The organism is Mesorhizobium sp. M0011 (assembly GCF_040324155.1).
GTDB lineage: Bacteria > Pseudomonadota > Alphaproteobacteria > Rhizobiales > Rhizobiaceae > Mesorhizobium.
The window spans coordinates 31,989-47,612 of sequence record NZ_JAMYVQ010000039.1; the positions used below are offsets into that span (position 1 = coordinate 31,989).

Annotated in this window: 13 protein-coding genes; 11 read left to right on the forward strand and 2 right to left on the reverse strand. The window is 64.3% G+C overall.

From position 1 onward, the window contains the following. Positions 1-96 precede the first annotated feature (96 nt). Complete coding sequence (locus NKK51_RS28880; RefSeq protein WP_023811192.1) at positions 97-1,161, reverse strand: polyamine ABC transporter substrate-binding protein; 1,065 nt, start codon at positions 1,159-1,161, stop codon at positions 97-99. Positions 1,162-1,400: 239 nt separating this feature from the next. Between NKK51_RS28880 and NKK51_RS28885 the strand changes: the two genes are divergently transcribed. From NKK51_RS28885 to NKK51_RS28900, 4 genes are read left to right on the forward strand one after another with little or no spacing between them, the layout of a single operon-like run. Further along, a complete protein-coding gene (locus NKK51_RS28885; protein ID WP_352555560.1) occupies positions 1,401-2,339 on the forward strand; it encodes a GntR family transcriptional regulator in 939 nt (312 codons plus the stop codon). Between the two features lie 10 nt (positions 2,340-2,349). Next, positions 2,350-3,633 (forward strand): nucleotide disphospho-sugar-binding domain-containing protein, encoded by a 1,284-nt coding sequence (locus tag NKK51_RS28890; RefSeq protein WP_352555562.1) that lies wholly within the window; start codon positions 2,350-2,352, stop codon positions 3,631-3,633. Positions 3,634-3,638: 5 nt separating this feature from the next. Next, positions 3,639-5,018: a glutamine synthetase family protein gene (locus tag NKK51_RS28895; RefSeq protein ID WP_352555570.1), complete on the forward strand. Its 1,380-nt coding sequence runs from the start codon at positions 3,639-3,641 to the stop codon at positions 5,016-5,018. Between the two features lie 2 nt (positions 5,019-5,020). After that, entirely contained in the window at positions 5,021-6,322 is a 1,302-nt protein-coding gene (locus NKK51_RS28900) for an NAD(P)/FAD-dependent oxidoreductase (RefSeq protein WP_352555564.1), read from the forward strand. A gap of 247 nt (positions 6,323-6,569) precedes the next feature. On the opposite strand, the gene NKK51_RS28905 is transcribed toward NKK51_RS28900, so the two are convergent. Next, positions 6,570-7,340 carry an IclR family transcriptional regulator domain-containing protein gene (locus tag NKK51_RS28905; RefSeq protein WP_352555572.1) on the reverse strand — a complete coding sequence of 257 codons (771 nt, stop codon included), beginning with the start codon at positions 7,338-7,340 and terminating at the stop codon, positions 6,570-6,572. A 120-nt stretch (positions 7,341-7,460) separates the two neighbouring features. On the opposite strand from NKK51_RS28905, the gene NKK51_RS28910 reads away from it, so the two are divergent. The 7 genes from NKK51_RS28910 to NKK51_RS28940 all read left to right on the forward strand — a co-directional run bounded on the left by NKK51_RS28910 (position 7,461) and on the right by NKK51_RS28940 (position 15,410). Continuing rightward, on the forward strand, positions 7,461-8,318 hold the full coding sequence (locus NKK51_RS28910) for a CoA transferase subunit A (RefSeq protein ID WP_023811186.1): 858 nt from the start codon (positions 7,461-7,463) through the stop codon (positions 8,316-8,318). Next, complete coding sequence (locus NKK51_RS28915) at positions 8,315-9,112, forward strand: CoA-transferase subunit beta (protein WP_352555566.1); 798 nt, start codon at positions 8,315-8,317, stop codon at positions 9,110-9,112. Before NKK51_RS28910 ends, NKK51_RS28915 begins: the two co-directional genes overlap by 4 nt. Position 9,113: 1 nt before the next feature. Next, complete coding sequence (gene pcaF, locus NKK51_RS28920) at positions 9,114-10,319, forward strand: 3-oxoadipyl-CoA thiolase (RefSeq protein WP_352555573.1); 1,206 nt, start codon at positions 9,114-9,116, stop codon at positions 10,317-10,319. Positions 10,320-10,473: 154 nt separating this feature from the next. Next, complete coding sequence (locus tag NKK51_RS28925) at positions 10,474-11,505, forward strand: BMP family protein (protein WP_127296611.1); 1,032 nt, start codon at positions 10,474-10,476, stop codon at positions 11,503-11,505. Between the two features lie 172 nt (positions 11,506-11,677). Beyond that, positions 11,678-13,189, forward strand: coding sequence for an ABC transporter ATP-binding protein (locus NKK51_RS28930; protein WP_502902517.1), 1,512 nt, complete (start codon positions 11,678-11,680; stop codon positions 13,187-13,189). A gap of 224 nt (positions 13,190-13,413) precedes the next feature. Further along, entirely contained in the window at positions 13,414-14,469 is a 1,056-nt protein-coding gene (locus NKK51_RS28935; RefSeq protein WP_023811182.1) for an ABC transporter permease, read from the forward strand. Beyond that, positions 14,466-15,410, forward strand: a complete 945-nt coding sequence (locus NKK51_RS28940) for an ABC transporter permease (RefSeq protein ID WP_352555568.1) — start codon at positions 14,466-14,468, stop codon at positions 15,408-15,410. The genes NKK51_RS28935 and NKK51_RS28940 overlap by 4 nt, the downstream gene beginning before the upstream one ends. The last annotated feature ends 214 nt before the right edge of the window (positions 15,411-15,624 follow it).

A 15,624-nucleotide genomic window follows, 5' to 3' on the forward strand; every position in this document is an offset into this window, starting at 1 on the left:
CAGCCAATCTCCCCCCTTGAGGGGGAGATGGCCGGCAGGCCAGAGGGGGGCGACACGGGACGCAAGCTTGATTCCAAGATGCTGCTGGAACAGTCCCTACTGCGCCGCCTTGATCTCGCTGACGATCTTCGAATAGTCGCGCTGGGCGTCGCCGACGTCACGCAATTGCTCGAACTTGACGAGGTCGGCCACCGGCATCGCCATGTTGGGGAATTTGGCCAGGAAATCGGCAGGCAGGCTTTCCATGGCCGGCTTGTTCGGCACCTTGTAGTCGATGTTCTGCGCTGCCCAGGCGTGGTTCTTGGCGTCGAGCATGAAGTTGATGAACTGGAAGGCGGCGTCCTTGTTGGCGGAGGCCTTCATCACCACCATCGTGTCGACCCAGAGGTCCGAACCTTCCTTGGGAATGACGTATTTGATCTCGGGTTTTTCGGCGATGCCGTAATTGCACCAGCCGTCCCAGGCCTGCACCATCAGCGCCTCGCCGGACACCAGCTTGGAATAGAAGGTGGTGTCGTCATAGGCGAGCAGGGTCTTCTTGGCCGAGATCAGCAGATCCTTGACCTCAGCCATCTTGGCCGGGTCGGTTTCGTTGACCGAATAGCCCTTGTCGAGCTGGCCGGCGGCCAGCAGCCAACGGTCGGTCGCCAGCATGGTGGTCTTGCCCTTCAATTCGTCGGAGGGCGCGAGCAGGTCGCTCCAACTGGTTGGTGCGACCTTCATCAGGTCCGAGCGATAGCAGAGGCCGGTGGTGCCCCAGGTGTAGGGCACCGAGAATGCATTGCCGGCATCGTGAGGCAGCTTGGTTGCTTCCGGATAGAGGTTGGCGAGGTTCGGTATCTTGGTGTGGTCGATCGGTTCGGTCAGGCCGAGCTTGTTCAGCACCTCGGCGAAGGGCGAGGAGACAAAGACCACGTCATAGCCCTTGCCGCCGGCGGCGATCAGCTTGCCCATGATCTCTTCATTGGTGGCGTGCACCACCACTTCACCCGAAACGCCGGTCGCGGTCTTGAAGGCGGCCATCGCGTCGGGCGCCATGTAGCCATCCCAGTTGGAAATGACGAGATCAGCAGCCATCGCCGGCGCGGACAGCGCCAAGGCCAGGCCAAGTGCGAGCGAAGATGTTTTCAGCGCACGGCGCCGCAGGCTGGTAGCGGTCATGACAGACTCCCATTCCGGTTGATCGTCGAATTTCATTCGCCGGACCAACGCCTGCGACCTTGCCGCTGCCTCGATCCTGTTCCCTCGGTCTTTTTCTCGCCGATTGTCCTGACAGTACTATTGCAGAAAAAAGTACGTCAATCCATAATTTGTCAAGCGATCGAGGAATCTGGCCGATTGCGTCCGTGCGGGCGATCGGTCAAATCAATGCGGTCATGTCGTTTTCCACTGGACCAGTCATGCAAGCCGTAGCCCGACGACCCCGCACCAACCATCTCGATCTGGCGCAGCGCATCCTGGATGTGGCGCGGCAACGTGGTTTCGAGCCGGGCGCACGCTTGCCGGAGCAGCAGATCGCGTCGCTGTGCAGCGTCTCGCGCACGCCCGTGCGCGCGGCCCTTAGCCTGCTTGCGGAGCGGGGCGTCGTACGGTGGGAGGCGGATTCGGGTTATCATTTGGCGATCGACCTCACCGCGCAGGCTTCGGTCGCCACGGAATTGCCCGCTGCCGAGGAGGACGAGCTGGCCGAGGCGATCCTGCGCGACCGGTCGGCGCGGCGGCTGGACCAGACGGTGACCGTCGCGGGACTGATGCGGCGCTACAGTGCCGAGCGCAAGACGGTACTAAAAGCGCTCAACAAACTGACCGAAGAGAATCTGCTGGACCGTGCGCCCGGCCAGTCCTGGCTGTTTCGACGCACGCCAGACGATCCGGAGGCGCAAGGCGACAGTTATGAATTCCGTCTGCTGCTGGAGCCCGCGGCCATCCTGACGCCGGGTTTCCGGCTGGATGGCGCGCGGGCGGCGACGTTGCGCCAGGGCATGGAAGCGCTGGTGGCGCTGCCGGACGCCGCCTTCGACACACGCGAGTTCCAGCGGCTGGACATCGATTTTCATGGCATGCTCGCCGAAGGCTGCGCCAACCGCTTCGTGGCCGACGCACTCGCCGATCACCTCAGGCTGCGCCGGCTGCCGGGCATCTATGCCGGCGTCAACGTCTTCCGCCTGCGGCAATCGCTGCGCGAACACCTTGTTATACTCGACCATCTTGAAAGCCTGCAGTATGAGGTGGCTGCCGATCTGCTGCGCATCCACCTGCGGCTCTCCCGCAACCAGCGACCGCAAGCGGCCAGTCGCGGGGCGCCTGCCCTGTTCGGCATGATCAGCCGGCCGGATTGACGAGGATTAATTGACGCGTAAAGCCAGCCCGACCATCGCGCTGTTCCCCGAAGCAAGCTTCGGCGCGGCGTTGAATTGCGTCGGCATCGCGCAGGCGCTGCGTGCCAAGGGAGCCCGGCCGGTATTCATCTGTCATGCCGGCTTTTCCGGCGTCTTTGCCGACTATGGTTTCCAGGAATACCAGCTGCCGACCGACGAGCCGCTGAGCGACAGCGAACGCCAGAGCTACTGGCAGGCCTTCGTGCGCAGGCACCTGCCGCATTTCAGGCTGAGCCCGATCGACCAGCTGGAAACCTATGTCGCGCCGACCTGGCAGGCCATCGTCGACACCGCGGTCAATGCCGAGGCGCCGCTGCGCCAGTTGCTGGCGCGGCTGAAGCCGGACGCGGTGGTTCTCGACAATGTCATCATGTTCCCGGCGATCGCCGCCGCCGGCTGTCCCTGGGTGCGTGTCGTCTCCTGCGCCGAGACCGAGCTGCCGGATGCACAGGTACCGCCCTATCTGTCGGGGCTTGGCGTCGACGACCCGCAACGCGCGGCGTTCGAGGCCCGCTATCTCACGGCCTCGGCACCGGCACATGACCGCTTCAACCGCTTCCGGATGGATGCCGGCCTGGCGCCGCTGCCGAAGGGCCTTTTCCTGGAGACGTCGCCCGACCTCAATTTGCTGCTGACGCCTTCGATCGTGCGCCGCGAGCGCGCCGAGCCGCTCGACCCGGCCCGCTTCGTCTATCTCGAAGGCTGCGTGCGTTCGGAAGGGCCATTCGAGGTGCCGGTATTTCCGCGCAATGGCGGGCCGCTGGTCTATGTCAGCTTCGGTAGCCTCGGCGCCATGGATGTCGGGCTGATCGAGCGAATGATGGCCGTGTTCGACAGGCTGCCGGCGCGCTTCATCGTCAATGCCGGCGGCCTGCGCGATGCCTATCGCGCGGTGCCCGACAACGTCTATCTCGACGCCTGGTTTCCGCAGCCCTCGGTGGTGGCGAAATCGGACCTGTTCATTCACCACGGCGGCAACAACAGCTTTTGCGAAGCGCTGCGCTTCGGCGTGCCGTCGCTGATCATGCCCTATTGCTGGGACGGACACGACAATGCGCGCCGCGCCGGAGAAGCCGGCGTCGGTGACCATATCGGCCGCGACGCCTGGACCGAAGGAGTGTTGGAGAGAGCCATTCTCGGCCTGCTGGCCGACGATGCAATGCGCACCCGCCTCAAGGACAATGCAGCCCAAATGGCGCTGAAACCTGGAACGGATGTGGCCGCGCAAGCCATACTCTCTCTGATACGGACATGAACGAAATGCCTGACAACAACACGAACATCTCGCTCTCCAGCGGTACCGATGCCAAAGCCTGGCTGGTCCGGCACGGCATCAACGAAGTCGAGTGCCTGGTGCCCGACATGAATGGCGTCCTGCGCGGCAAGGCCTTGCCGACGGCCAAATTCCTCCAGGCGCTTGAAGACCGCGCGCTCTATCTGCCGAGCAGCGCTTTCCTGGTCAGCATCGACGGCCGCTACTCCGGCTCGATCGACGAGGGTTTTGCCTATTCGGATCCGGACATGCGCATGGTGCCTGATGTATCGACGCTCTGCCTGGCGCCGGGTGCCGCTCCCGGCAAGGCCTATGTCTTTGCCGATGCCTTCCATATGGACGACCGGCCCTGGATGGCCTCGCCGCGCCATATGCTGCGCGCCGTGCTCGATCTCTACGCCAAGCGCGGCTGGCGGGCGGTGGTGGCGCCCGAGCTGGAATTCTATCTCACCGCGCCCAATCCCGATCCCGACCAGCCGCTGACCGCCCCGGTCGGTGCCAATGGCCGTGCCGAGGGTGTGCAGCATCCCTATGACATGGCCGCGCTCGAGGAGTTCGAGCCGGTGATCCGCCGCATCTACGACTACGCCGCGGCAGCCGGCTTGCCGCTCGACACGCTGATCCACGAGTCAGGTACGGCGCAGCTTGAGATCAACTTCCTGCATGGCGATGCGCTGCCGCTGGCCGACAAGGTGCTGCTGTTCAAGCGGTTGACGCGCCAGGCCGCGCAGCAAAGCGGAATGCATGCGACCTTCATGGCCAAGCCGATCGCGGCGCAGGCGGGAAGCTCGATGCATCTGCACATGTCCATCATCGACGAGGCCGGCAGGACGGTGTTTGCAGGCAGCGACGATGCCGACACCGAGATGTTCGGCCATTTCATCGGCGGCCTGCAGAAATATGTCCCGGAAATCATGCCGCTGTTCGCACCGAACGTGAACTCGTTCCGCCGCATCCGCCCGAACCACAGCGCGCCGGCCAACATCGAATGGTCGCATGACAACCGTTCCTGCGGCCTGCGCGTGCCGGCCGGCGGCCGCTCCGCGCGGCGGGTGGAGAACCGGTTGCCGGGTGCGGATTCCAATCCTTACCTGGCGATCGCCGGTTCGCTTCTCGCCGGCTACCTCGGTGTCGAACAAAAGCTCGCACGGTCGCCCGAGGCGTCGGGCAACGCCTACAAGATCAAGAGCACGCTGCCGAAAACCATGGAGGAGGCGCTGGACCGCTTCGCTGCTTGCGATCCGGTGCGGGAATTGCTCGGCGAGGATTTCTTCCAGACCTATCTGCGCGTCAAGAGCGTCGAACTCGACCTGTTCCAAGGCGTGGTGACGAGCTGGGAACGCGACCACCTGCTGCTGAAGGTGTGATCATGGCTTCCAGTTCAACGGGTTTCAATTCGGGCCTCGATATCGGTAAATCCTATTATGTCGCCACGGCCAATCGGGCGCCGGACCATCCGGCGCTGGTCGGCGATGTCGATGCTGACCTGGTGGTTGTCGGCGGCGGCTGCACAGGGTTGTCCGCCGCCCTTCACGCCGCCGAGCGCGGGCTGAAGGTGGTGCTGCTCGAAGGCGGCAAGATTGGCTGGGGGGCTTCGGGACGCAACGGCGGCCAGATGATCCCCGGCCTGCGCAAGGGCGCCAAGGGGTTGGTCAAACTCTACGGGTCCGAGCGGGCAAAGGTGCTGTTCGATCTTGCCTTCGAGGCGCGCGGGCTGGTGCTCGATATTATCGAGCGGCATGCCATCGACTGCGATCTCAGGCTGACCGGCCATCTGGTCGGCGCGGTCAACGGCTCCGACCTTAGGGATCTCGAGGAAGAGGCCGAGTGCCTGGCCACGGTGATGAAGTTCCCGCATGCGGAAATCCTATCGGCGGCTAAAGCCCGAGCCAAGGTCGATACACCCTACCATGGCGCGATGTATGAGCCGCTCGGCGGCCACATGCATCCGCTGAACTATACGCTCGGCCTTGCCCGCGCAGCGGTTGCTGCCGGCGTCACCATCCACGAGAATTCGGTCGCCGTGCGGCTGGAGCGTGAGCCTTCGATCCGGGTCTCGACCGCAAAGGGATCGGTTCGGGCCAGACATGTCGTGCTGGCGGGTGACGCTCTGCTCAACGGGCTGGAGCCGCGCGTCAACAGCCGCATCATGCCGGTCGGCAACTACATCGTCGCCACCGAGCCGCTTGAGGGCAAGCGCAACGTCATCCCGGCCAATGTCGCGGTCTCCGATACCCGCTTCGTCGTCAACTACTACCGGATGTCGGCGGATGGACGCCTGCTGTTCGGCGGCGGCGAGCGCTACACGCCTTCACCGCCGGCCGATATCGCCGGCTTCGTGCGGCCGCATATGGAAAAGACCTTTCCGCAGCTCAAGGGCTGCCGCATCGATCATGCCTGGGGCGGGCTTGTGTCGGTGACGACATCGCGGCTGCCGCACGTAGGGCACTATGGCGAGGTCTATTTCGCGCATGGCTATTCCGGCAAGGGCGTCATCCTGTCGACGCTGTCCGGCAAGCTGCTGGCCGAAGCGATCACCGGCGATGTCTCGCGGCTCGATCTGTTCTCGACGCTGACCCCGATGCCGTTCCCGGGCGGCACGGCGCTGCGCGGTCCGCTCTATGTGCTGGGCATGCTTTGGTATGCGATGCGGGATCGGATCAAGCATTGAGGGGGCGTTGCTGCAACGGCACAAATAGTACCGTAGCGATCCTTCACACCCCCCTCTGTCCTGCCGGACATCTCCCCCGCAAGGGGGGAGATTGGCAGGTTCAGCGCTGCGATCACCCTATAACGGTGTAGATTGGCGAAAGCCGCGATAACAGCGATAACAGCTGATCTCCCTCCTTGCGGGGGAGATGGCCGGCAGGCCAGAGGGGGGTGCTGTCCCGCCGACGTCGAAGGTTGGATGAAGCTTCTTAAACCACAAAGAAATCCTCAATCCGCTGCCTGGCCTCCAGTAGTGCCGGCAGTATCTCCCGCTCCATCTCCGCGACCGAAAATCGTGCCGACTGGGTCGAGACGTTGATGGCCGCGACCGTGCGCTCCGCTCGGTCGCGGATCGGTACGGCGACCGAGCGCAGGCCGAGTTCTAGTTCCTCATCGACGATGGCAAAGCCGTCAGCCTTCGCCTTGGCGATGGCGTTGGCTAACAAACGCCTGTTGGTGATCGTCTTCGGCGTCCGTCTCTCGATGGTCGCCTGGCCGAGGAATGCGTCCAATTCCCCTGATGTCAGCCCGGCCAGCAGGATGCGCCCCATCGAGGTGCAATAGGCCGGCAGCCTGGTGCCGACATCGAGCGACACGCTGAGGATGCGGCGGCCGGGAATGCGGGCGACGTAGACGACATCCTCACCCGACAGGATGGCCGCAGAGCAGGCCTCGTTCAGTTGTGCGGCGACCGCGCGCATGATGGGGGCGGCGAAGGCCCATAGCGAGGCGCCGCCGAGCCAGGTGCGGGCAACCGTCAGCAGGCGCGGCGACAGCGAGAACACGCGGCCGGCTTGTGTTGCATAGCCGGTGGCGGTGAGTGTCAGCAGGAAGCGGCGGGCGCCGGCGCGGGTCAGGCCCGCTTCCTCGGCCATTTCAGTCAACGTCATGCCCGAGGGATGGCGGGCCAGGATCTCCATGACGGCAAGGCCGCGTTCAAGCGAGCCGACATGATCACGGGAAACAGCCTCTTCGTCCATCTTGTCTCCGCAGAACGACATCGGCGTCAGGATTGACTCCACGCCTCTGCTCAGCATAGAAAGTATCGCATATAAAACATATGTTCGCAATACGAACTTTCTCAGCCTGGAGCCGATGCGATGGTCAAGTTCCTGCCGCTCAAACAGGCCGTGGCCGAGAATTTGAAAGATGGTGACACGGCTGCCTTCGAGGGCTTCACCCATCTGATCCCGACGGCAGCGGCGCATGAGGCGATCCGCCAGGGTTTTCGCGACCTGACCTTGATCCGCATGACGCCGGACCTGATCTACGACCAGATGATCGGCATGGGCATGGCGAAGAAGATCGTCTTCTCCTATGTCGGCAATCCCGGCGTCGGCCTGCTGCGCCGCGCCCGCGATGCCATCGAGAACGGTTTCCCGCGCTCACTTGAAATCGAGGAGCACAGCCATGCCGGCATGGCCAACGCCTATGAAGCGGGTGCTGCCGGCCTGCCCTGCGCGGTGTTTCGCGGCTATCGCGGTGCTGGCCTCGCGGCGGTCAACCCGAACATCAAGTCTGTCACCTGTCCGTTCACCGGCGAGGTGCTGGCCGCTGTTCCTTCGATCCGGCCTGACGTCACCTTCATCCATGCGCAGAAGGCCGACAAGAAAGGCAATGTGCTGGTCGAAGGCATCATCGGCATCCAGAAGGAAGCGGTGCTGGCGGCCAAACGCGCGGTGGTGACGGTCGAGGAAGTGGTCGACAATTTCGACGATCTGCACCCCAACCTGACCGTGCTGCCGCGCTGGACGATTGCCGCGATATCGGTCGTGCCCGGAGGCTCGCATCCGTCCTACGCGCATGGCTATTATGCGCGCGACAATGCCGCCTATCTCGAATGGGACGAAATCGCCGCCGACCGCGAGAAATTCCAGGCGTGGATGCGGGCCAACGTCATCGAGAAGAGTGCCGGCGATTTCGAGGCCCGGGTCGAGCATCTGAGGAAAGCGGCATGAGCGACAATCAGGGCTTCACCCCCAACGAGATGATGACGATCGCCGCCAGCCGCGCGCTGCGCAATGACGATGTCTGTTTCGTCGGCATCGGCGCGCCATCCGCCGCTTGCAATGTGGCGCGGCTGACGCATGCGCCCGACATCACCTTGATTTACGAGAGCGGCACGATCGGCACCGCGCCCGACGTGCTGCCACTGTCAATCGGCGATGGCGAATTGTGCGAAACCGCCGTCACCACCGTCGCGGTGCCGGAGATGTTCCGCTACTGGCTGCAGGGTGGGCGCATCTCGATCGGCTTCCTCGGTGCGGCGCAGCTCGACAAGTTTGGCAACATCAACACCACGGTCATCGGCGATTATTTTCACCCAAAGACCAGGCTACCCGGCGGCGGCGGCGCGCCGGAGATCGCGACGTCGTCGAAGGAGATCTACATCACCATGGCGCAGACCAAGCGCGGCATGGTCGAGAAGATCGATTTCTTCACTTCCTTCGGCCATGGCGAGGGCGGCGATCATCGCAAACGGCTTGGTATCGAGACATCAGGCCCGACCTTGCTGATCACCGATCTCGCCATCTGGAAGCCGGATCCGGTGAGCAAGGAGTTCACCGTCGTGTCGCTGCATCCCGGCGTCACCCGTGAGCAGGTGCAGGAGAGCTGTGGCTGGGTGGTTAAGTTCACTGATACTCTTGACGAAACGCCGGCGCCAAGCGAACTCGAACTCAAGACATTGCGCGACCTGCAGGCCCGCACCAAGGCGGCGCATGAGGGAACCGGAAAAGCAAAGGCTGCATGACATGGCCGAGGCCTATATCTGCGACTACATCCGCACGCCGATCGGCCGCTTCGGCGGTTCACTGTCTTCGGTACGATCAGACGATCTTGGCGCGATACCGCTGAGGGCATTGGTCGAGCGCAATGCCGGCATCGACTGGCAGGCTGTCGACGATGTCGTCTATGGCTGTGCCAACCAGGCCGGCGAGGACAACCGCAACGTGGCGCGCATGGCGCTGCTGCTGGCAGGCTTGCCGAAGGAGATTACGGGCTCGACCGTCAATCGCCTTTGCGGCTCCGGCATGGATGCGCTGATCATCGCAGCCAGAGCTGTCAAGGCCGGCGAAGCGGAGTTGATGATCGCGGGCGGCATGGAATCGATGAGCCGGGCACCCTTCGTCATGCCCAAGGCCGACACGGCGTTTTCGCGCAATGCCGAGATTTACGACACCACCATCGGCTGGCGCTTCGTCAACCCACTGATGAAGAAGCAGTATGGCGTCGATTCGATGCCGGAAACTGGCGAGAACGTCGCCGAGGATTTTGCGGTGTCGCGGGCCGACCAGGACGCCTTTGCCGTGCGCAGCCAGGACAAGGCGATCGCTGCACAAGCCAATGGCCGGCTGGCGAAGGAAATCACAGAGGTGACCATCCCGCAGCGCAAGGGCGATCCGATCGTCGTCGCGAAGGACGAGCATCCGCGCGCGGGCTCAACGGTCGAGGCGCTGGCCAAGCTGCCGACGCCGTTCCGGCAGGGCGGCACGGTGACGGCCGGCAATGCCTCCGGCGTCAATGACGGCGCGGCGGCGCTGATCGTCGCTTCCGAGGCGGCGGTGAAGACATACGGCCTGACGCCGATCGCCCGCATCCTCGGTGGTGCCGCCGCCGGTGTGGCGCCGCGCATCATGGGCATCGGCCCGGTGCCGGCGACGCAAAAACTCTGCGCGCGACTTGGCCTGACGCCAAAACAGTTCGATGTCATCGAGCTCAACGAAGCCTTTGCCTCGCAAGGCATCGCCGTATTGCGCCAGCTTGGCATTGCCGAGGATGCGGAACACGTCAACCCGAATGGCGGCGCCATCGCGCTTGGTCATCCCTTGGGCATGTCGGGTGCCCGCATCTCCGGCACGGCGGCGCTGGAGCTTCGCGAACGTGGCGGCCGTTATGCGCTTGCCACGATGTGCATCGGTGTCGGCCAGGGCATCGCGGTCGCGCTGGAACGGGTTTGATCGGCGGCCCTTGCTTGGCCGGCTAAGATCAAGAATCCGGTGCGCGGTTCAAATTTGACCACGTGGACAAAAGTCTGGCGTCGTTCCATACTTCCCCGTCTGACATTTTCACGAACAGCCGGCTCGACATGGCTGTCGAACAGAGGGGAATGCAATGGAAAACCGGAACAATAAATCGCAGATAAAACGCGAAGGGCTTTCGCGACGCAATGTGCTGGAGCTGGGCGCGCTTGGTTTGGCGGCAACGATGCTGCCGGGCGCCGCCTTCGCGGCGGACAAGAAGCTGAAGGTGGCGGCGATCTTCGCCACGCCGATCGAGGAGCCATGGGACAACCAGATCCATGTCGCCCTGCAGAAGGCCGAGAAGGAACTCGGCATCGAATACAAATGGTCGGAGAAGGTGCAGACCGCCGATTTCAGCCGCGTCATGCGCGAATATGCGCAAGGCGGCTACCAACTGGTGCTGGGCGACGCCTTCGCCGCCGAGCGCGAATCGCGCCGCACCGCCAAGCAGTTCCCGAAGACCGCCTGGCTGTTCGGCTCCGGCGCCGGCCCGGCGGAACCCAATTTCGGGGTGTTCGACAACTGGATCCACGAGCCCGCCTATCTCTCGGGCATGATCGCTGGCAAGATGTCGAAGTCGGGTACGATCGGCGCCGTCGCGGCGATGGGCATTCCGGAGGTGAACCGGCTGGTCAACGCCTTCTTCGCCGGCGCCAGGGAGGTCAATCCCAACATCAAGAAGAAGGTCGCCTTCATCGGCTCGTTCTTCGATCCGCCCAAGGCCAAGGAAGCGGCGGTCGCGCAGATCGACGCCGGCGTCGACGTCATCTACGCCGAGCGCTTCGGTGTCATCGAAGCCGCGGTGGACAAGAAGATCCTCGCCATCTCCAACATGTCCGACCAGTCGAGTCTCGGCCCCGACACGGTCATCACCGGTCCGGTCTGGGACATGTATCCGACGGTCGAGCAGGCGATCAAACTGGTCAGGGCCGGCGTCTTCACCGCGCAGGACTATGGCGATTTCTCGCGCATGGCCAAGGGCGGCTCGCATTTGGCGCCCTACCACAAGTTCGACAAGACGCTGCCGGCGGACGTCAAGGAGCTGGTCGAAAAGAAGAAGGCGGAGATTCTGGAAGGCAATTTCCGGGTGGATGTGGACGAGAATACGCCGGTTTCGGATTGATTTCTTTACCCTCCCCCTTGTGGGGAGGGTCGATCCGCGAAGCGGAGCGGGGTGGGGGTCCTCGTAGGGCGCATCCCCACCCCGTCTCGCAATCTCCGCTTCGCTCCGACTGCGAGCCGACCCTCCCCACAAGGGGGAGGGTGAAGCAGAGCCTCTCTCCGCAGGAGCATCCTTGTCCGCCCCACTCATCGAAATGCGCGGCATCACCAAGAGCTTTGGCGCCGTCAAGGCGAACGAGGCCGTCGATCTCAGCGTCGCGCCCGGCGAGATCCTCGGGCTACTGGGCGAAAACGGCGCCGGCAAGACGACGCTGATGAATGCGCTGTTCGGCGCCTATGCGCCCGACGCCGGCGAGATTCTCATCCAGGGCCAGACGGTGCGGATCACCAGTTCCGCCGATGCGCTGGCCGCCGGCATCGGCATGGTGCACCAGCATTTTCACCTCGCGCCGCGGCTGACGGTGCTGGAAAACCTGCTCATCGGCATTCCCGGCAAGACAGGACGGATCGACCGCGCCGGCGGGCTGGCGCGGCTGGCCGAGATCGGCCGCCAGCATGGGCTGGTGCTTGACCCGGACCTGCCGGTCTCGGCGCTGTCGGTCGGCGAGCAGCAGCGGCTCGAAATCGTCAAGGCGCTGTTTCGTGGCGCCAGGCTGCTGATCCTCGACGAGCCGACGGCGGTGCTGGCGCCAAGCGAGGTCGACGGGCTGTTTTCGGCGTTGCGTTCTATGGCGGCGCAAGGTCTCGGCATCATCTTCATCTCGCACAAGCTCAACGAGGTGCGGGCGCTGACGCATCGCTGCACGGTGCTGCGGCATGGCCGCGTTGCCGGCCGCGTCGATGACCCGGCCAACACGACATCCTCGGAGATGGCAACACTGATGTGCGGCCATGAGATCGTGCCGCCGGCGCGGGGACCATCGGCGCCGGGTGCTGATGTGCTGACGCTCGACGGTATCTCAACCTCGCATCATTCGGGCACGGCGCTGCGCGACGTATCGCTTGCCGTCCGTGCCGGCGAAATCCTCGGCATTGCCGGGGTGTCGGGCAATGGCCAGCGGGCGCTGGCGGAGGTGATCTCCGGCGTGCGGGCGCCCGATGCCGGCCGGATGACGATTGCCGGCCAAAAGGTCTCGCGGTTCTCGCCGCGCGAGGTGCAGGCGCTCGGACTTGGCCGTATCCCGGAAGACCGCATGACTACCGGACTGGTGACCAATCTGCCGCTGGCCGATTCGATGGTGCTGCCGCGCATCGGCACCACAGCGTTCAGCAGCAGGGGCCTGCTCAAGCCCGATGCGATCCGCGCCTTCACTGAGGCGCAGATCAAGGCCTATGATATCAGGTGCCCCGGGCCGATGACCCGCGCCGGGGCGCTGTCCGGCGGCAATCTGCAGAAGGCGTTGTTGGCACGCGAGCTTGCCTTCGATCCGAAGGTGCTTGTTGTCTCGCAGCCGACGCGCGGCCTCGACATCGGAGCCGCCCGCTTCATCCACGAAAAATTCCTCGACATGCGCGCCAAGGGCTGCGGCATCGTCGTCATTGGCGAGGATCTCGAAGAACTGCTGGTGCTCTGCGACCGCATCGCGGTGATGTATGAGGGCCGCATCGTCGGCACGCTCGACAGCGCCGATGCAACGATCGCACGGCTCGGCCTGATGATGACCGGGGCGGAGGGAAGAGCCTAGATGGACCTTCCGGCGGCGCTGACCCCCACCCCTAACCCCTCCCCACAAGGGGGAGGGGGATGCTGCCGCTCGCCGTTCACACAGCTTCTGAGCCCGGACTTCTGCTGTTTTGTCGTGGTCAGTGCCTGCGAGAGTTCCCCTCCCCCTTGTGGGGAGGGGCTAGGGGTGGGGGTCCCTCTTCGTCAGAATTCTTGTTCGACAGACAGAACAGAGGGTGCCGCCTAATGTTCCGCCTGGAAGCCCGGACAAGCACTCCTGCCTGGTTCAACCTCGCTCTGCCATTGCTGGCGATCGGAGCAACGCTCATCTTGTGCAGCGGCCTGATTGCGCTGGCCGGCGCCGGCGTGCTCGAAGCTTATGGCGTGATGTTCACGGCGTCGCTGGGCGACAGCTATGCGATCACCGAAACGATGGTGCGTGCAACACCCATGATCTTCACCGGACTGGCGGTCGCGGTCGCCTTCCGAGCAAAATTCTGGAACATCGGCGCCGAAGGGCAATTGCTGGCCGGTGCCGTGGCCAGCTGCTTTGTCGGCGCCATTCCAATGCCGGGGCCGCTCGCCATGGTCTTGATGGCGGTGGCGGGCGCCGCAGCGGGAGCCGCAGTCGCGTTGGTGCCGGCGACGCTCAGAGTAAAATTCAAGGTCGATGATGTCGTCAGTTCGCTGTTGCTCAACTCGGTCATCTATTACGCCTTGATGGCGCTGATCGAGGGGCCGTGGAAGGACAGTTTCAGCGGCTATCCGATCTCGCCGCCGATCGAGGATTCGGCCAATTTCCCGGTGCTGCTCGAAGGCACGCGGCTGCATCTCGGCGTCGTCGCGGCACTGATCGCGGCGCCGCTGATCTGGTTCCTGATCGTGCGTACGACGCTCGGCTTCAGGATCAGGGTCACCGGCGAAAACCCGGAAGCCGCCAGATATGGCGGCATCCACGTCGAGCGGGTGCTGATCTCGACGGCGCTGCTGTCCGGCGCGCTGGCCGGATTGGCCGGCGTCGGCGAGGTCGGCGGCGTGCATTTCCAGGTGATGAGCGACATCTCGCCGGGCTACGGTTATTCCGGCATCGTCGTTGCGATGCTGGCGCGGCTCAATCCGCTCGGCGTCGTGCCGGCGGCGATCTTCCTTGCCGCCGTGATGACCGGCGCCGAGGCGATGTCGCGGGCGACCGGCGTGCCGGCCTTCCTCAGCGACGTCATCCAGGGCACCGCATTGCTTGCCATGCTTGTGGCGCTGCTGTTCACCGCCTATCGCATCCGTCGCGTCGGAGTTGCCCGATGAGCGCGGTGTTCGAACAAATATTCCAGGTCGGCTTCCTGGCCGCGATCATCCGCATTGCCACGCCGCTGGCTTTCGCGACGCTCGGCGAAATGTTTTCCGAGCGGGCCGGCGTGCTCAATCTCGGCATCGAAGGCATCATGCTGTTGTCGGCGATGACGGGCTTCACCGCCGCCAGCCTCACCGGCAGCCTGTGGCTTGGCGTGCTGGCGGCGGTGCTCACCGGCATGCTGATGGGCGCGCTGCATGCGCTGTTCACCGTGGCGCTCGGCCTCAGCCAGCACGTCTGCGGCATCGGCGTGACGCTGTTCTCGTCGGGCCTCGCCTATTTCCTCTACCGGCTGATCTTCGGCCAGCAATCAGTGCCGCCCAGCATCAAGGGTTTTCAGACGCTGCCGATCCCTCTCCTGTCTGACATCCCGGTGCTCGGGACGGCGGTGTTCGACCAGTTCGCGCTGGTCTACATGGCGATCCTCGCCATTCCGCTCGCCGCCTTCGTGCTCTACCGCACGCCATGGGGCCTGTCGGTGCGCATGGTCGGCGAAAACCCGCGCGCCGCGGATTCGGCGGGGGTCAGTGTCACCGCCACGCGCTTCCAGGCAGTCATCCTCGGCGGGGCGCTGATGGGGCTGGCCGGCGCCTTCCTGTCGATGGCGCAGTTCAACGCTTTCACCTTCGGCGTGGTGTCGGGGCGCGGCTGGGTGGCGATCGCGCTGGTCGTGTTCGGCCGCTGGGATCCGTGGCGCTCGGCGGGTGCGGCACTGCTGTTCGCCTTCGTCGATGCGCTGCAGCTGCGCATGCAGGCCAGCGGGCTCGGACACATCCCCTACGAGGCGTTCCTGATGCTGCCGTTCATCTTCACCATCGTCGCCATGGCGGTGATGTCGCGCAACGCGGTGGCACCGTCGGCGCTGCTCAAGCCGTTTCGGCGGGAAGAGCGGTAGCAAAGCTTGGGTTCCTCGCCCCGCAAAGCGGGGAGAGGTGGCCGCGAAGCGGTCGGAGAGAGGCCTGCGACGCTGGCGAGTTGTCGCCGAAGCAAGGCAAGGTCGAGCCATTCCCCCTCTCCGTCTCGGCTTCGCCGAGCCACCTTGTATCTACACGAGAGAGATTTCGTGGGATTAGAGCGATTGAGCCAAGGTCCGGGCGGCCGCCCGGACC